Annotated in this window: 18 protein-coding genes; 11 read left to right on the top strand and 7 right to left on the bottom strand. The window is 73.0% G+C overall.

All coding sequences use genetic code 11. The features are described 5' to 3' along the window. Positions 1-2: 2 nt before the first annotated feature. Complete coding sequence (locus QZX64_RS09000) at positions 3-1,253, bottom strand: MFS transporter (RefSeq protein ID WP_295658509.1); 1,251 nt, start codon at positions 1,251-1,253, stop codon at positions 3-5. Positions 1,254-1,456: 203 nt separating this feature from the next. On the opposite strand from QZX64_RS09000, the gene QZX64_RS09005 reads away from it, so the two are divergent. From QZX64_RS09005 to QZX64_RS09025, 5 genes are read left to right on the top strand one after another with little or no spacing between them, the layout of a single operon-like run. Beyond that, positions 1,457-1,897, top strand: a complete 441-nt coding sequence (locus QZX64_RS09005) for a M67 family metallopeptidase (RefSeq protein WP_295658511.1) — start codon at positions 1,457-1,459, stop codon at positions 1,895-1,897. After that, a complete protein-coding gene (locus QZX64_RS09010) occupies positions 1,897-2,184 on the top strand; it encodes a MoaD/ThiS family protein (RefSeq protein ID WP_295658512.1) in 288 nt (95 codons plus the stop codon). Before QZX64_RS09005 ends, QZX64_RS09010 begins: the two co-directional genes overlap by 1 nt. A 40-nt stretch (positions 2,185-2,224) precedes the next feature. Next, entirely contained in the window at positions 2,225-2,776 is a 552-nt protein-coding gene (locus QZX64_RS09015; protein ID WP_295658513.1) for an NYN domain-containing protein, read from the top strand. Between the two features lie 45 nt (positions 2,777-2,821). Then, positions 2,822-3,769 (top strand): PLP-dependent cysteine synthase family protein, encoded by a 948-nt coding sequence (locus QZX64_RS09020; RefSeq protein ID WP_295658514.1) that lies wholly within the window; start codon positions 2,822-2,824, stop codon positions 3,767-3,769. 10 nt (positions 3,770-3,779) lie between these two features. After that, the gene (locus tag QZX64_RS09025; RefSeq protein WP_295658515.1) at positions 3,780-4,616 is read left to right on the top strand and encodes a DUF3152 domain-containing protein; all 837 of its coding nucleotides are present in this window, start codon (positions 3,780-3,782) and stop codon (positions 4,614-4,616) included. A gap of 32 nt (positions 4,617-4,648) precedes the next feature. Here QZX64_RS09025 and QZX64_RS09030 read toward each other — a convergent pair whose 3' ends face one another. Further along, on the bottom strand, positions 4,649-5,710 hold the full coding sequence (locus tag QZX64_RS09030) for an alkaline phosphatase family protein (protein ID WP_295658517.1): 1,062 nt from the start codon (positions 5,708-5,710) through the stop codon (positions 4,649-4,651). Between the two features lie 98 nt (positions 5,711-5,808). Between QZX64_RS09030 and murI the strand changes: the two genes are divergently transcribed. Together murI and QZX64_RS09040 are read left to right on the top strand one after the other, a co-directional pair. Continuing rightward, positions 5,809-6,633, top strand: coding sequence for a glutamate racemase (murI, locus tag QZX64_RS09035; RefSeq protein WP_295658519.1), 825 nt, complete (start codon positions 5,809-5,811; stop codon positions 6,631-6,633). Beyond that, entirely contained in the window at positions 6,630-7,385 is a 756-nt protein-coding gene (locus tag QZX64_RS09040) for an MBL fold metallo-hydrolase (RefSeq protein ID WP_295658520.1), read from the top strand. The genes murI and QZX64_RS09040 overlap by 4 nt, the downstream gene beginning before the upstream one ends. A 25-nt stretch (positions 7,386-7,410) precedes the next feature. Here the strand turns inward: QZX64_RS09040 and QZX64_RS09045 are convergent, their stop codons facing one another. The 3 genes from QZX64_RS09045 to QZX64_RS09055 form a co-directional block, all read right to left on the bottom strand. Continuing rightward, positions 7,411-10,050 (bottom strand): SpoIIE family protein phosphatase, encoded by a 2,640-nt coding sequence (locus QZX64_RS09045; RefSeq protein WP_295658521.1) that lies wholly within the window; start codon positions 10,048-10,050, stop codon positions 7,411-7,413. A gap of 155 nt (positions 10,051-10,205) precedes the next feature. Then, positions 10,206-10,871 (bottom strand): response regulator transcription factor, encoded by a 666-nt coding sequence (locus tag QZX64_RS09050; protein WP_295658522.1) that lies wholly within the window; start codon positions 10,869-10,871, stop codon positions 10,206-10,208. After that, on the bottom strand, positions 10,871-12,028 hold the full coding sequence (locus tag QZX64_RS09055) for a histidine kinase (protein WP_295658524.1): 1,158 nt from the start codon (positions 12,026-12,028) through the stop codon (positions 10,871-10,873). The genes QZX64_RS09050 and QZX64_RS09055 overlap by 1 nt, the downstream gene beginning before the upstream one ends. Before the next feature lie 130 nt (positions 12,029-12,158). Here QZX64_RS09055 and QZX64_RS09060 point away from each other — a divergent pair, with 130 nt between their 5' ends. The 4 genes from QZX64_RS09060 (at position 12,159) to rdgB (ending at position 15,350) form a co-directional block, all read left to right on the top strand. Then, positions 12,159-13,073, top strand: coding sequence for an ABC transporter ATP-binding protein (locus tag QZX64_RS09060; protein ID WP_295658525.1), 915 nt, complete (start codon positions 12,159-12,161; stop codon positions 13,071-13,073). Further along, positions 13,070-13,870, top strand: coding sequence for an ABC transporter permease subunit (locus QZX64_RS09065; RefSeq protein ID WP_295658527.1), 801 nt, complete (start codon positions 13,070-13,072; stop codon positions 13,868-13,870). The genes QZX64_RS09060 and QZX64_RS09065 overlap by 4 nt, the downstream gene beginning before the upstream one ends. A 122-nt stretch (positions 13,871-13,992) precedes the next feature. Then, a complete protein-coding gene (rph, locus tag QZX64_RS09070) occupies positions 13,993-14,718 on the top strand; it encodes a ribonuclease PH (protein WP_295658529.1) in 726 nt (241 codons plus the stop codon). Further along, entirely contained in the window at positions 14,715-15,350 is a 636-nt protein-coding gene (gene rdgB / locus QZX64_RS09075; protein ID WP_295658530.1) for an RdgB/HAM1 family non-canonical purine NTP pyrophosphatase, read from the top strand. Before rph ends, rdgB begins: the two co-directional genes overlap by 4 nt. Here rdgB and QZX64_RS09080 read toward each other — a convergent pair. Both QZX64_RS09080 and QZX64_RS09085 read right to left on the bottom strand, forming a co-directional pair. Next, positions 15,320-15,490: a hypothetical protein gene (locus tag QZX64_RS09080; RefSeq protein ID WP_295658532.1), complete on the bottom strand. Its 171-nt coding sequence runs from the start codon at positions 15,488-15,490 to the stop codon at positions 15,320-15,322. The two genes, rdgB and QZX64_RS09080, sit on opposite strands and share 31 nt — an antisense overlap. 33 nt (positions 15,491-15,523) lie before the next feature. Next, positions 15,524-16,033 carry a bile acid:sodium symporter family protein gene (locus QZX64_RS09085; protein WP_295658533.1) on the bottom strand — a complete coding sequence of 170 codons (510 nt, stop codon included), beginning with the start codon at positions 16,031-16,033 and terminating at the stop codon, positions 15,524-15,526. Positions 16,034-16,395: the final 362 nt, after the last annotated feature.

A 16,395-nucleotide genomic window follows, 5' to 3' on the forward strand; every position in this document is an offset into this window, starting at 1 on the left:
GCCTATCCGGAGTGCGTGGTGACGCCGTACCTCTCGCGGGTGGACAGCGCCCACCGGGCCGCGGGCACCGACGCCAGTGCGGTGACGACCGTGATCGCCGCGAGCATCACCCAGCCGCGCTCACCCTGCTCGACGCAGAAGAAGGTCACGACCGGCGGCCCGACGACGGCCATCACGGAGAAGCCGAGGCCCGAGAAGCCCTGGTACTGGCCCTGTCGCTCGTGCGGCGCGAGGCCCATCTGGAGGCTCCACTGGCCGCCGGAGCCGATCATCTCGCCGACCACGTGCACCAGCGAGCCCACGACCAGGGCGGCGATGACGAACCACCACGACCCGCGGTCGGCCAGGCCAACGACGACGAACCCGACGGCGATGAACCAGCCTCCCGTGACGAGGGCCTTCGCGCCCGCCTCCACGGAGTCGGCGCCGCGGGAGAGCCGCACCTGGAACAGGGCCACCATGACGGTGTTGAGCAGCAGCAGCACCGCGACCATCACCGTCGGTGCGGTGGTGCGCTCGGAGATGTAGAGCGCCAGGCCCAGCTCCATCACGAAGAAGTGGAGGTTGAAGATGCCGGTGATGATCGTGATGACCACGAAGGGCAGGTCACGCAGCACCGCGAGGCGCGGCTCGCCCACTGCCCGCTGGTACGGCGGCAGGTGGGGGAGCCGGGTGCAGTTCCACGCGGCGAGGCCGGTGAACGCCGCGTTGAGCGCGAAGACCGCGACGTAGGCCCACGCCTCGTCGACGACCAGGGCGGCGCCGCCGAACACCGAGCCGAGGGCGATCGCGGTGTTGGTGACCGCGCGCAGGTAGGCCTTGAAGAGCACGCCGCGGCCGCCCGTGGCCAGCTGGGCGATCACGCCCTGGTTGACCGCGCCCGCTGCCCGCTCGAAGACCGTCAGCAGCGTCAGCAGCGCCGCCAGCGTCCACGGGGCCGTGGCGAGCACGGGCGGGAAGCTGAAGAGCGCGGCACCGGCCATCAGGGCCATCAGCACCTCGCGCGGCCCGCGGACGTCGCCGAGGTGGCCCGCCGGCACCTGCACGAAGATCCCGGCGAACGCCGCGACCGACAGCGCCAGGGCGACCTCGGTGGCGGTGAAGCCGACGTGCCGGGTGAAGTAGAGGGCGCTGGTCGTCATCACCGCGCCGGCACCGAAGCGGTTGGCGAACGAGCTCAGGGCCAGCACCCGGAGGTCGGGGTCGAGGGGGATCCCCCGGCGGGTCAGCGGCGTCGCCGCGGAGCTCCTCACCGCCGGCACCTCCCCGTTGTCTCTCGACGTGAAGATACGTCCCGGCGCAGGGCGCGCCAAATCGCCTGTCAGCTCCTCGGCGGCGACTCGGGCGTGGCCGTCAGGGGACCACGAGCACGCTCCCTGCGCCGCGACCGGCAGGGCACCCCTCCCACATCGTGGGCCCGGCGGGACCCTGCGCCCGCGCTGCCTACGCTGGGGACGTGCTGACTCTCGACCAGGCGACGTACGACGCGATCGTGGCGCACGCCAAGCGCGACCACCCCGACGAGGCGTGCGGGGTCGTCGCGGGGCCCGCGGGCAGCGACCGTCCCGAGCGGCTCGTCGAGATGGTCAACGCGGCGGGGAGCCCGACGTTCTACGAGTTCGACTCCACCGACCTGCTGCGGCTCTACCGGGACATGGACGACCGCGACGAGGAGCCGGTGGTCGTCTACCACTCCCACACCGCCACCGAGGCGTACCCCAGCCGCACCGACATCGGCCTGGCGGGCGAGCCGAACGCCCACTACGTGCTCGTCAGCACCCGCGAGCGCGGGAATAACGAGGGCCCCGTGGAGTTCAGGTCCTACAGAATCATCGACGGCACGGTGACCGAGGAAGAGGTCGTCGTGGTACCCGAGCTGGAAGCGAGCACCACCTGATGGCCATCGAGGTCCGGATCCCCACCATCCTGCGCACCTACACCGGCGGCGAGAAGGCCGTGAGCGCCGAGGGCGACACGCTGGCCACGCTGATCGAGGACCTCGAGTCGTCCTACCCCGGCATCGCCGGCCGGCTGCTCGAGGACTCCGACGGCGGGGGAGACCTGCGCCGGTTCGTCAACGTCTACATCAACGACGAGGACGTCCGCTTCATCGGCGGCCTGCAGGCCGGCCTGAGCGACGGTGACCAGGTCGTCGTGCTCCCGGCCGTCGCCGGCGGCTGCTGAGCACCGTCGGGTCTAGGCTCCCCGGCATGGAGCCGAGCCCGTGAGGCGCACCTACGTCATCGTCGACGGCGAGAACATCGACGCCACCCTCGGCAGCTCCCTGCTCGGGCGGCGCCCGCTGCCCGAGGAGCGACCGCGCTGGGAGCGGGTGACCGACTACGCCCAGCGGCTGTGGGACCAGCCGGTCACCGGCCTGTTCTTCCTCAACGCCTCCAACGGCCAGCTGCCGGCCAACTTCGTCCAGGCGCTGCTCGCCATGGACTACCGCCCCGTCCCGCTGGCCGGCCGCAGCGACGAGAAGGTCGTCGACATCGGCATCCAGCGCACCCTCGACGCGCTGGTCGGCCACGACGACGCGGACGTGCTGCTGTGCACCCACGACGCCGACTTCGTCGACCACGTCGAGCGGCTGATGGGCGACGGCCGCCGGGTCGGCCTGATCGCCCTGCGCGAGTACGCCAGCACCGCGTTCGACCACATCGACCTGCCCGTCCACGACCTCGAGGACGACGTCGGCGCGTTCAAGGTGCCGCTGCCCCGGGTGCGCATCATCGCCCTGGACGACTTCGACCCCGAGCGATTCCTGCGTTAGCGGACACCGCACGGCCCGCGCCCGCCCGGATGTCATGCTGGTGGGATGCGCTACGACGACCTGCTCCAGTCCGTCGGTGGCACCCCGCTCGTGGGCCTGCCGCGGATCTCGCCGTCCGCCGACGTACGGCTGTGGGCGAAGCTCGAGGACCGCAACCCGACCGGCTCCATCAAGGACCGGCCGGCGCTGAAGATGATCGAGATGGCCGAGAAGGACGGCACCCTGCGGCCGGGTTGCACCATCCTCGAGCCGACCTCCGGCAACACCGGCATCTCCCTGGCGATGGCGGCCAAGCTCAAGAACTACCGCATCGTCTGCGTGATGCCGGAGAACACCTCCGAGGAGCGCCGCCAGCTGCTGCGCATGTGGGGCGCCGAGATCGTCTCCTCACCCGCGGCCGGTGGCTCCAACGAGGCGGTGCGGGTGGCGAAGCGGGTCGCCGAGGAGCACCCCGACTGGGTGATGCTCTACCAGTACGGCAACCCCGCCAACGCCCTCGCGCACGAGGAGGGCACCGGCCCGGAGATCCTGGCCGACCTGCCCGAGATCACCCACTTCGTGGCGGGGCTCGGCACGACCGGCACGCTGATGGGCGTCTCCCGCCACTTCCGCCGGGCCAAGCCCGAGGTGACGATCGTCGCCGCCGAGCCGCGCTACGGCGAGCTGGTCTACGGCCTGCGCAACCTCGACGAGGGCTTCGTGCCTGAGCTCTACGACGCCGACCTGATCGACTCCCGCTTCTCCGTCGGCCCGCGCGACGCCGTACGCCGGGTGCGCGAGCTGCTCGAGCTCGAGGGGATCTTCGCCGGCATCTCCACCGGCGCGATCCTGCACGCGGCGCTCGGCCAGGCGGCCAAGGCGGTCAAGGCGGGGGAGCGCGCCGACATCGCGTTCATCGTGTGCGACGGCGGCTGGAAGTACCTCTCCACCGGCGCCTACGAGGGCACCGTCGACGAGGCGGAGGACCGGCTCGAGGGCCAGCTGTGGGCCTAGGGTGTCAGGGGTGCGCCTGACGCCCCTGCTCCTGGCCGCGGTGCTGCTCGCCCCGGCGGCCCCCACCTCCGCGGTGGCCGCGCCCGCGGAGCGGCGCGCGCCCGTCGTCAGCACCGAGCGGCCCGAGGCCGAGGGCGTCGCGCGGTTCTCCCGCATCCTGCGCGCCCGTCCCGGCCGGTGGACGCCGCGGCCCACGTCCACGGCGTACCACTGGCTGCGCGACGGCGTACCGATCCGCGGTGCCACCGGGCGCCGCCTCGAGCTGGGGCACCGGGACGTCGGCACCAGGATCCAGGTCGTGGTGACCGCCGCCGCGGAGGGCTTCGAGCCGGCGGTCGCCGTCTCGCCCGGCCGGTGGATCAGGCACCGCGTCGAGCGGCGCCGGGTCGCGACGTACTCCGTGCAGACCCGGGGCCGGATCACCACCAGCGTGCGGGAGTTCCGGCGCCAGGCGCAGCAGACGTACGACGACGCGCGGGGCTGGCGCGGCGGCGGCACCGTGCTGCGCCGCGTGGCCCGGGGCGGCGACTTCACGCTGGTGCTGGCCGAGGCGTCGTGGCTGCCGCGCTTCAGCGGCACGTGCAGCGTGATGTGGAGCTGCCGCGTCGGCCGCTTCGTGGTGGTCAACCAGGCCCGCTGGCTGCACGCCTCACCGGCATGGAACGCCGCCGGTCGCTCGGTGCGCGACTACCGGCACCTCGTCGTCAACCACGAGACCGGGCACTGGCTGGGCCGCGGCCACGTCGGGTGCCCCGGCCCCGGCCGGCTCGCGCCGGTGATGATGCAGCAGTCCAAGGGCACGGACGGGTGCCGGTTCAACCCGTGGCCGCGTCGGGGGGAGCTGTAGGCCGGGCTTGGCACTGTCTTCCCGACCAGCCGTCAGCGGGCGTAGACGTCCAGGTCCTGCCCCGCGTCGTGCTCGCTGCCGGGGACGGCGGGCAGGCCGAGGAGGGAGGTGACGAGGTTGGCGACGTCGCCGTTGCGCACCGGCTGGGGACCGGCGTAGGTCGTGCGGGCCCGCTTCGGGTCGCGGTAGTCGGGGTTGAGGTCGTAGAGGTCGGTGCCGGCGGGCACGCCGGGCCCGCGCACGATGAAGGGGACGCGGTAGTTGGCGAACACCGTGGGCATCGAGTGGCTCACGCCCTTGCCGCCGTGGTCGGCGGTCACCACCAGCACCGTGTCCCGCCGCAGCGCCGGGTCGGCGTCGATGGCGGCGACGAGCCTCCCCAGGCGCCGGTCGGTCCGCTTGACGGCGGTGAGGTACCTCCGCGACATGAACCCGTGCTCGTGGCCGGCGTCGTCGGGGGCCGAGAGGTGCACGAAGCGGTAGGCGCGGGGGTTGGAGAGGTCGGCGACCACGTGACGGACGAGCGCGCCGTTGCCCTTGGTGATCTCGAGCTTGTCGATGGCGGTGGGCCACGAGCGCTGCCACAGCGAGAACTTCGGCTTGCTCGCGAAGACCGCGGAGCCCAGGCCCGCCTGGTCGAGCACCGTGAACACCGAGTCGACCTGGTGCCCGGCCGCCGCCTGCACGGTGGCCGGCGTCGTGCGGGTGTCGTTCCAGGTGACCCCGTGGCCGCCCGTGGACGCCTCGACGCGGCGCCCGGTGACCATGCCCGTGTGGTTGGGCAGGGTGAGGGTCAGCTCTCGCTCGGTGCGGGCGTTGAGCGTGGACGCGCCCCGGTCGATGAGCCGGTGGAGCGTCGGGGTGGCGGCCCGCCCCAGCACGCGCAGGGCACGGGGATTGAGCGCGTCGATCGAGACGGTGACGACCGAGGCCGCCGTTCCGGCGCCCGCGGAGCCCGAGGCGCCGGTCGACGACCCGCTGAGGTGCACCTGGGGGTCACGCTCGGCGGCCGCGGTGCACGCGACGCCGGCCACGACGGCGAGCGAGGCCACCGCGGTGGCGAGCGGGAGGGGGCGACGGGTCCGAGAGGTCACCGCACGAGGGTAGGCGCCGGTCCGGCGGACGCGGGCATCGACGTGACGTGTGTCGCCAACCCGGGTCTGCGCGCCCCGGGTGGCCTAGCCTGTCCGTCGTGCCAGCAGTGACCGCCCCCGCCGGTGTCGACGCGCCGATCGGGATCTTCGACTCCGGATTCGGTGGCCTCACCGTCGCGAGGTCGGTCATCGACCAGCTGCCCCACGAGTCGATCGTCTACCTCGGGGACACCGCCCGGCAGCCCTACGGCGCCAAGCCGATCGGGGAGGTGCGCGAGTACGCCCTCGAGTGCCTGGACCACCTCGTCGAGCAGGGCGTCAAGGCGCTGGTCATCGCGTGCAACTCGGCGAGCGCGGCGATGCTGCGCGACGCCCGTGAGCGGTACGACGTCCCCGTCGTCGAGGTGATCCTGCCCGCCACCCGCCGTGCCGTGGCCGCCACGCGGTCGGGGCGCATCGGCGTCATCTGCACCCGCGCCACGGCGGAGTCGCTCGCCTACGACGACGCCTTCGCCGCCGCCCCGCAGGTGGTCCTCTCCACCCGGGCGTGCCCCCGCTTCGTCGACTTCGTCGAGGCCGGGGTGACCTCCGGGCCCGAGCTGATGGCGGCCGCCCACGACTACCTCGACCCGTTGGTCACCGCCGGGGTGGACACGCTCATCCTCGGGTGCACGCACTACCCGCTGCTCACCGGCGTCATCTCCTACGTGGTGGGCGACGCGGTCACGCTGGTCAGCTCGGCCGAGGAGTGCGCCAAGGACGTCTACCGGCTCCTCGCCCGGCACGACCTGATGAGCGGCGTCGACGAGCCGTCGTACACCTTCGTCACCACCGGGCAGGCCGACGAGTTCGAGACGATCGGCCGCCGGTTCCTCGGGCCCGAGCTGCACGCCGCCCGCCAGTACGCCGGGGGCCGGGCATGAGACTCACCGTCGTGGGCTGCTCGGGCTCCTATCCCGGCCCGGAGTCGGCCGCGAGCTGCTACCTGCTCGAGGCGCAGCACGAGGGCCGCACGTGGCGCATCGTGATGGACCTCGGCAACGGTGCCCTCGGCGCGCTGCACCGGTACGCCGACCCGCTCGAGGTCGACGCCGTGCTGCTGAGCCACCTGCACGCCGACCACTGCCTCGACCTGTGCGGCTACCACGTGCTGCGCAAGTACCACCCGCGCGGGCCGCAGCCGCGCATTCCCGTCTACGGGCCCGAGGGCACAGCCGGGCGGATGGCCCGCGCCTACGACCTCCCCGAGGCCCCGGGGATGACCGAGGAGTTCGACTTCCGCGTGTGGGGGGACCCCGTGGCCATCGGGCCCTTCACCGTCGAGGCGATCCCGGTCGAGCACCCGGTGCCGGCCTACGGGCTGCGCGTCACCGACGGCCGGGGCACGCTGGCCTACAGCGGCGACACCGCCCCGTGTGCCGGGCTGGAGGCCGTCGCGGCCGGGGCCGACCTCCTCCTCGCGGAGGCGTCGTTCCAGGAGCACGACGACACCCCGCCCTCGATCCACCTCACCGGCGCCGACTGCGGCGAGGCCGCCGCCCGGGCCGGGGTCGGGCGGCTGGTGCTCACCCACATCCCGCCCTGGCACGACCCGCAGGTCGTGCACGCCGAGGCGCAGGCACGGTGGTCCGGGCCGCTCGATCTCGCGGTGCCCGGGGCGACGTACGACATCTGAGAGCCCCGGGTCCCCGGCGAGAGGCTCAGGCGCCTGGTGCCGGGTCGTCGAGGATCCGCACCGCGACGAGGGCGACGTCGTCCTCGGGGCGGACCGGCAGCATGCGGCGCAGCACCTGGTCACCCAGCTCGTCCAGCGGGACGCCCTCCGTGGCGACGTCGGCGAGCACCGTGCGCAGGCGCTCGATGCCGTCGTCGAAGGTCTGGGTCCTGCTCTCGACCAGTCCGTCGGTGTACAGCAGGACCGTGGCACCGCGGGGAAGCACGGCGTGGGTCTCGGTGCGCAGGAGGTGCGGGTCGAGGCCCAGCAGCAGGTCGGTGTCCGCCGCCCACATGTCCCTCACCTCGACGGCGGCCGTGGGCGGCTGCGTGGCCGGCCCGTCGGGGCCGACGGGGACGACGGCCATGAGCGGCGGAGGGTGGCCGGCGTTGGACCACCTCAGCCGCATGGACCCCTCGGGCTCGTCGTCCCCGGTCTGCTCCAGGCGGGCCACCACCGCGGTCGCGGTGGTGTCGACGTGCAGCATCGACATCGCCTCGTCCACCCGGCGCAGCACCTCGGCAGGACCGTCGCCGGTGGTCACCGCGATGCCCCGCAGCAGGCTGCGCACCTGGCCCATGGCGGCCGCCGCTGCGGTGTCGTGCCCCACCACGTCGCCGATCACCACGGTGGTGGCGCCGTCGTGCTGACGGAAGGAGTCGTACCAGTCGCCGCCCACCTGGGCGACCTCGGCCGCCGGCTCGTAGCGCACCACCACCTGCACGTGGTCGGACGGGGGCGGCTCGGTCAGCAGGCTCCGCTGCAGGCCCTCGGCGAGGTCGCGCTGCTGGGCGTAGGCACGGGCGTTGTCCAGCGCCAGGCCGGCGCGGCCGCCCAGGTCGCGCAGCGTGTCGAGGTCCTCGGTGGTGAACGGCGGTCGCTCGCTGCCCCGGAAGACGGTGAGCAGGCCGTTGGTGCGCCCCCGTCCTCGCAGGGGCACGACCGCTGCCGAGGACGGCGCGAGCCGCTCGCACAGGTCTCGTGCCTCCCCCGGTGCGAGCACGGCCGCGATGGCGTCAGCCGCCCTCCCGCCGATCAGCACGGGCTCGCTGGCGGTGAGGGCGCGAGCGAGGAACGAGCCGTCGGTGAGAGCGGGGATCCTGGTCTCGGCGTAGCGAGCCACCAGCGGGCGGGCGTCGGGATCGGCGTGCCAGGTGGCGATGTCCCGCAGGCGATGCCGCCATCCGGGGGCCGACCCCGACGTCGGGTCGCCGTCGACGAGCGTGACCACGCACCAGTCGCAGAGATCCGGGGCGATCAGCTCGGCCAAGCGGGCCACGCCCTCCTCGGCGTCGAGGGTGTCGGTCAGCATCCGGGTCGCGTCGGCCAGCAGGGCGCTGCGCCGGGCCGCCCGGGCGATGGCCTCCTCGGCCGCGCGCCGGGCGGTGATGTCGTGGAAGTAGACCGACAACCCGTCCGGGGTCGGCCAGGCCCGGACCTCGTACCAGTCGTCCAGGGGTGGCGGGTAGTAGGCCTCGAACGAGACGGGCTGTGCGGTCTCGGCCGCGCGGCGGTAGCTCGCCTCGAACTCCGTGCCCACCGCTGCGGGGAAGAGGTCCCAGATCACCTGGCCTACGACGTCCGTGGCGACGCCACCGAGCAGCCGCATCGCCTCGGCGTTGGCGTAGGTGAAGCGCCACCGCGGGTCCAGCTGGAAGAACGCGGACGGCATCGCCTCCAGGATCCGCGCGACCCTGGCGTCGCCGTCCCGGACCGCGGTGCTGTCGAAGGCGGCTCCCAGCAGCCGCACGGCCCTGCCGTCGGGACCGGGCACCACCTGGCCGCGGGCGCTGATCCACCGTACGGCGCCTGCGGGCAGGACGATGCGATACTCGATGTCGACGCTGCCGCACGTGTCGATCACGCCGCTCAGCTCCTGGGTGACCCAGTCGCGGTCCTCGGGATGGACCGAGTCCGCGAACGCCTCGAAGTCGCCGCCGAAGGTGTGCCGGTCCAGGCCGAAGAGCTGCAGCAGCCTCTCGTCCCACCTCAGCGCACCGGTGGTCAGGTCCCAGTCGTAGACCCCCACTCCGGCGGCATCGACGCCCAGCCCCCAGAGCAGGCGGTCGGCGTCGTACCCGGCCTCCAGCGCCGCGAACTCGAGCTCGGCCAGCACCGGGGCGGTCAGCAGGGAGAGCACGGCGACGTCCTGGTCGGTCCACTCCCGCGGCTCCTGCTCGAAGACGCACAGCGCCCCGACCGTGTGCCCGTCGGCCACCAGGGGGACACCGAGGTAGGCCCCCACTGCGCCGGACCTGACCGGAGCCAGGGCACTGACCCGGCCGTCGGCGGAGGCGTGCCGGACGACCACCGGGGCCGTCGCCTCGACCGTCACCGCACCCAGGGACGGCTCGGCAGGGATCTCGACATCCAGCCCGCCGGCGGCCACACCGGCGCCCGACACCACGACCTCCCCGTCGATCACCACCGACACCTGCGCCGAGGCGGCATGCAGGAGCGTGGCGGCCAGCTCGGCCAGACGGCTCAGCGCCGGGTCGTCGGCCGGTCCGTCGATCGGGCGACGTGGGCGCGCGCGGCGTGCACCGGCGCTCCCGTCGTCGCCGCCGAAGGGGCGACGGAGTCCTGCCGTCGCCTGTGCCGGCTCGCGCTCCACACGTGACCTCACAGCCTGCCTACCGCCACTCCCCGCTCGACCACATCTGTCACGTCCAGCCGCCACACGCGGCACCCCGCTCGGCATCCCGCTCGACGTGGTCGGCGCGACGCAGATGTTGCTCGGTATCCCGTCGCCGCCGGGATACACAGGTTATGCGACACCGCTCAGACGAGTCCGGCGTCGTGGACGCAGATCGCGATCTGCACGCGGTTGGTGGTGCCGAGCTTGTCGAACAGGCGCGACACGTAGGCCTTGACGGTCGGCACGGAGAGGTAGAGCTCGCCGGCGATCTGGGCGTTGCTCAGCCCGCGGCCGACGGCCACGGCCACCTCCCGCTCGCGGTCGGTGAGCTGGGAGAGCCGTCGCTCCGCCTCGGCCGAGCGGCCGTCGGAGCCGTTGCTGCGCAACCGGTCGACCACGGTGCGGGTGGCGCTGGGGGAGAGCATCGCCTCGCCGTCGGCGACCTTGCGGATCGCCTCCACGATCTGCGGCGGCGGGGTGTCCTTGAGCAGGAAGCCGTCGGCCCCGGCCTCGAGCGCACCCACGACGTAGTCGTCGGCGTCGAAGGTGGTGAGCACGATGACCCGCGGTGGGTGGGCCCGCTCGTGGAGGAGCCGCGTGGCGTCCAGCCCGTTCACGACCGGCATCCGGATGTCCATGAGCACCACGTCGGGCGACAGCGCGTCGACCTGGGCCATCCCGGCGCGGCCGTCGGCCGCCTCGCCGACGACCTCGAGGTCCTCCTGGCCGCCGAGCATCAGCCCGAGCGCGGAGCGCACGAGGGGGTCGTCATCGACGATCAGCACCCGCGTGACGGGCGCCGCGGGCATCACGCCGCCCACGGGATCCACCCGTGGAGGACGAAGGACGACCCCTCCCGGCGGTGCGCGAGGCGCCCTCCGCGCAGGGTGGCGCGCTCGGTCAGCCCCACCAGGCCCAGGCCGGACGTCGGTGCGACGGTCCGCCCGAAGCCGATCGGGTTGCGCAGCACGACGTCGACGCCGCGCTCGGGGTCGCCGGTGATGCGGACGCTCACGAGGGCACCGGGAGCGTGCTTGCGCGCGTTGGTGAGCCCCTCCTGCACGATGCGGTAGAGCGTGCGGCCCACCACCTCCGGTGGAGCACCCCCCTCCAGCCGGTCGCGGAAGTCCACGTGCATGCCCACCGACCGTGCCTCCTCGACGAGGTCGGTGAGGTCGTCGTACGTCGGCTGCGGCTGGTGGGTGAGGCGCCCGTCCTCGTCGCGCAGCACGCCGAGGACGCTCCGCAGGTCGGTCAGCGCCTCGTTGGCGTGGTCGTGGATCTCGCCGACGCCCTCGCGCAGCGCGCCGGCGTCGAGGTCGGCGCGGTAGGCCAGGGCGCCGGCGTGCATCGAGATCTGTGAGATGCGGTGGGCCAGCACGTCGTGCATCTCCCGCGCGATCCGGGCCCGCTCGGTGCTGCGCGCCTGCTCCGAGCGCAGCTCCTGCTCGGCCTCGGCGCGCAGGGCCCGGCTCTCCAGGGTCCACAGCAGCTCGCGCCGCGAGCCGATGAACATGCCCCAGCCCATGATGCCCACGGTGATGACCACGCTGAACGCGAAGGTCAGCCAGGCCGGCTCCTCGTTGGGATACGGCTGGGTGTCGGTGTAGACGAGCCCGGCCACCAGGGCCACCGTGCCGGCGACCACGATCGGCACGAGCCGGCGCCGGGTCGCCAGCGACACCGCGGCCAGCGTCCCCGGACCGGCGGCGACGCCGGACACCACCGTCATCACGGCGAGCACCAGCGCGATCGTGAAGGGCCAGCGGCGGCGGAGGAACATCAGGACGTACGACACGGCGCCCAGGCCCAGGTCGAGCGCGAGCATGAGGGGGTGGTCCCTGATCTGCGCCTCCGCGACGGGGCCCCACACCGCGCCGGAGATGACCAGGCAGAGCGCCACCCGCCACGCATGGGAGTACCACCGCAGGGGCGGCTGGTACTGCTCGGGGCGGGGGTCGTCCACGCCGCAAGGCTAGGCGCCCGGCCGCCGTACGGCAGCCGACCGGGGGAGCGGGGCGCCCCCTACTTTGGTCGGGCGACTGACATGCTCGCGGCCGATGTGCCCCGGGTCGCGGCGCGGAAGACTCGTCCTCATGATCAAGGTCGAAGGCCTCACCAGGACGTACGGCAGCTTCCGCGCCGTCGACGACGTCAGCTTCACAGCGCAGCCCGGTCGCGTGACCGGCTTCCTCGGCCCCAACGGGGCCGGCAAGACGACCACCATGCGCGTCATGGTCGGTCTCACCAAGCCCACGCACGGCCGGGTGACCATCGGGGGCCACCTGTACGAGGACATCCCCAACCCCGGGCGTCACGTCGGCGTCCTGCTGGACGCCTCGGCGCAGCACGCCGGCCGCACCGGTCGGGAGATCCTCACCATCGGCGCCGAGACCATGGGCCTGCCCGCCTCCCGCGTCGACGAGATGCTCCACCTGGTCTCGCTCGACGAGACCGAGGCCAAGCGCCGGCTCCGCAACTACTCCCTCGGCATGAAGCAGCGCCTCGGGATCGCCCACGCCCTGCTGGGCGACCCGTCGGTCCTCATCCTCGACGAGCCCGCCAACGGCCTCGACCCGGCGGGCATCCGCTGGATGCGCGGCCTGCTCAAGGGCTACGCCGACCGCGGCGGCACGGTGCTGCTCTCCAGCCACCTGCTCAACGAGGTCGAGCTGATCGCCGACGAGATGATCCTCATCGGCCGCGGCAGGATCGTGGCGCGCGGCGACAAGGCCTCGCTGCTGGCCGGTGCCAAGCACCTGACCACCAACGTCACCTCCCTCGACAACGACCTGCTCGCGAAGGCGCTCGCCGACAGGGGGCATGCCGTGACCGCCGCCGGCCCTGGGCTGCGCGTCGAGGCCCAGCCGATCGACGTCGGGCGGGTCGCCGCCGAGCACGCCGTCGTCCTCACCGACCTGCGCTCCGCGGACGGCGGCCTCGAGGACCTGTTCCTCGAGCTCACCTCCGACAGCCAGCGCGATTCCCTCCCCGAAGGAGCCCAGGCATGAGCACCACCACTGCCACCGGAGCGATCGACATCGGCTCCACCACCCAGGTGCCGATGACCCGGCTGGCCAAGGTCGAGCTCCGCAAGGCGCTCGACACCCGGGCCGGCCGCTGGTTCACCATCTCGATCCTCGCGATCGTGCTCGTGGTGCAGGTGATCTACGCCTTCACCGCGCCCGACGACGCGAAGGACTACGGCGACTTCCTGGGCATCTCCGGCGCCGTGCTCGGCTACTTCATGCCGATCCTCATCATCATGCTGGTGACGAGCGAGGCCAGCCAGCGCAACGGCCTGGTCACCTTCACCCTCGAGCCGCGGCGCTCCCGCGTGGTGGTCGCCAAGTTCCTCGCGGGCTTCGCGCTGGCCATCGCCGTCATGGTGCTCGCCTCGCTGATCGCGGTGGTCGGCACGCTGCTCGGCTCCGCCAGCGGCGCCTCGCCGGAGTGGTCGGTCGACGGCAACCTGCTGTTCAACGGCTTCGTGCTCGCCAACGTGATCGGCGTGCTGATCGGCTTCGCGATCGCGACCCTCGTCATGAACACGCCGGCCGCCATCGTCGGCTACTTCGTCTACAGCCTCATCCTGCCGATCGCGGTGGGCATCCTGAGCGCGCTGAGCTCGGGCTTCGAGAGGGTGGCGCCGTGGATCGAGTTCAACACCGCCCAGACGCCGCTGTTCACCGGTGACTACACGCCCTCGGGCGAGCAGTGGGCGCAGCTCGCCACCTCCGGCACCATCTGGCTGGTGATCCCGCTCGTGCTCGGCATCGCGCGCCTGCTGCGCATCGAGTTCAAGTAGGGACCGCCCCACAGGCTGCCTCCTCGGGGGAGGGGGCAGGGACCGGGTCCGGACATCCACGGGGTGACCGGGCCCGGTCCTCAGGTGCGAGCACGTCGGTGACGCCTCCTAGGATCGCGGCCATGACCCAGAACCGCCTCGACGGCCGTGCCGACGACCAGCTCCGCGACATCCGCATCACCCGCAACTGGCTCGACCACGCCGCCGGCTCGGTGCTCGTGGAGTTCGGCCGCACCCGCGTGCTGTGTGCCGCGTCGGCCTCGGTCGGGGTGCCTCGCTGGCGCAAGGGCTCCGGGCTGGGCTGGGTCACCGCCGAGTACGCCATGCTCCCCGCCTCCACCAACACCCGGTCCGACCGCGAGTCGGTCAAGGGCCGCATCGGCGGTCGCACCCACGAGATCTCGCGGCTCATCGGCCGGTCGCTGCGCGCCGTCATCGACTACAAGGCGCTCGGCGAGAACACCATCCAGCTCGACTGCGACGTCCTGCAGGCCGACGGTGGCACCCGCACGGCCGCGATCACCGGCGCGTACGTCGCGCTGGCCGACGCCGTCTCCCACCTGCGGGGCGCCGGGTCGCTGACCGGTGAGCCCCTCACCGGCTCGGTGGCCGCCGTGAGCGTCGGCATCGTCGACGGCGTCCCGCGGCTCGACCTGCCCTACGAGGAGGACGTCCGCGCCGAGACCGACATGAACATCGTGATGACCGGCGAGGGCGCCTTCGTCGAGGTCCAGGGCACCGCGGAGGGCGCGGCCTTCACGCGCTCCGAGCTCGACGCCCTGCTGGCGCTCGGCGAGAGGGGCTGCGCCGACCTCACCCGGATGCAGCGAGAGGCGCTGGCCCTGTGACCGGTGTCGTGAGCCGCGTCTTCCTGGCCTCGCGCAACGCCAAGAAGCTGGCCGAGATGCAGCGCATCCTGGCCGAGCAGGCGCCCGAGGTCGTGGTGGTCGGCCTGGACGACGTGCCGGCGTACGACGAGCCGGTGGAGGACGAGCCCGACTTCCAGGGCAACGCCCTGCTCAAGGCCCGGGCGGGGCTCGCGGCGACCGGCCTGCCGTCGCTGGCCGACGACAGCGGACTGTGCGTCGACGCCCTCAACGGCATGCCGGGCGTGCTGTCCGCGCGGTGGTCGGGTCCGCCCGGTGCCGACAGGCAACGGGCCGACGACCGCAACAACGCACTGCTGCTCCACCAGCTCGCCGACGTGCCCGACGAGCGCCGGAGTGCCCACTTCGTGTGCGCGGTGGCGTTCTGCCACCCCGACGGCACCGAGCTGGTGGTGCACGGCCGGATGGACGGCCGGGTGCTGCACGAGGTCCGTGGCAGCGGCGGCTTCGGCTACGACGTGCTGTTCGCCGCCGACGGCCACCAGGTGACCACGGCCGAGCTCGACGCCGACGCCAAGGACGCGATCTCACACCGCGGCAAGGCGTTGCGCGAGATCGCGCCTCAGGTGGCTGCGGCGCTCGGTGCCGGCTGACCCGCGCGCCGGCTGATGCCCGCGCCCCAGCCGGCGGCGAGGAAGAGCACCAGCACGGAGTAGACCGCCGCCGGCACGGAGATCTCGGTGCTGTCGAGCACCTCGACGGCCACGTAGATCGCCAGCGTGCCGTTGTGCACGCCGATCTCCCGGGAGGAGGCGATCGACTGCGCCTAGATGACGCCGAGCGCCCGCGGCACGACGTACCCCACGACGAGGCTGACGTCGGCGAGGTGGTCTTCGATGTCCGCGCGCTGGTCGAGCATGATGCCGACGATCAGCACCGCGAGGATGAGGGCGGAGCCGATACGCACCGGCCGGTCCATGCGGGCGGGGAACGCGGGGTTCCGCCGGCGCAGGAGCCCGCCCAGGCCGACCGGCACCAGGATGAGCGCGAACACCTTGACGATCTCCACGAACCGCAACGCGACCTCGTCGCCGCGGTCGTAGCAGGCGATCGCGAGGCCGGTGATAAGCGGCAGCGTGACCATCGAGATGACCGAGTTGATGGCGGTCAGGGGTGATGTTGAGGGCCACGTCGCCACGGAAGAGTGGCTGAACAGGTTGGCGGTGGTGCCCCCGGGCGACGATGCGAGCAGCACCATGCCGATGCCGAGCAGCGGGTCGGAGCCGAAGACGAGCACCAGGCCGAAGCAGACCGCAGGAGGGCGACCAGCCGGCACGCCAGCGCGACCGCCACCGCCTTCGGGTGCCGCCCCGCGCGCCGGAAGTCGTCGAGCGTCAGGTCCAGGCCGAGGCCGAAGATGATGATTCCAGCGCGAGCAGCAGCCCGACGGTGGTCAGCGCGGAGTCCATGGCCGGACCCAAGTGCTGTGGCGCCGCATGCCGGCGGCCCCGCCGTGGGGCGGCGGGGTGTCGGGGCGAGGTCGTCAACCGGGCCCGGTGCCGGTGGCGTCGCGGGTGTAGGTGTGGCCGTGGGGGCTGGTCCAGGTGTACGTCGCGGGTCCGGTGCGGTGGTATCGCCAGCGGCCGTGGGTCTTGAGCCGGTGATGGGCCCGGCAGAGGGCGGCGAGGTTGCCCGTCG

The sequence above is a fragment of the uncultured Nocardioides sp. genome (assembly GCF_902805925.1).
In the GTDB taxonomy this organism is placed as follows: Bacteria; Actinomycetota; Actinomycetes; order Propionibacteriales; family Nocardioidaceae; genus Nocardioides.

Coding starts and splice junctions, on each gene's coding strand:
- QZX64_RS09010 (WP_295658512.1), top strand. CDS start 1,897: ATGGCCATCGAGGTCCGGATCCCCACCATCCTGCGCACCTACACCGGC.
- QZX64_RS09020 (WP_295658514.1), top strand. CDS start 2,822: ATGCGCTACGACGACCTGCTCCAGTCCGTCGGTGGCACCCCGCTCGTG.
- QZX64_RS09040 (WP_295658520.1), top strand. CDS start 6,630: ATGAGACTCACCGTCGTGGGCTGCTCGGGCTCCTATCCCGGCCCGGAG.
- QZX64_RS09050 (WP_295658522.1), bottom strand. CDS start 10,871: ATGCCCGCGGCGCCCGTCACGCGGGTGCTGATCGTCGATGACGACCCC.
- QZX64_RS09060 (WP_295658525.1), top strand. CDS start 12,159: ATGATCAAGGTCGAAGGCCTCACCAGGACGTACGGCAGCTTCCGCGCC.
- QZX64_RS09065 (WP_295658527.1), top strand. CDS start 13,070: ATGAGCACCACCACTGCCACCGGAGCGATCGACATCGGCTCCACCACC.
- rph (WP_295658529.1), top strand. CDS start 13,993: ATGACCCAGAACCGCCTCGACGGCCGTGCCGACGACCAGCTCCGCGAC.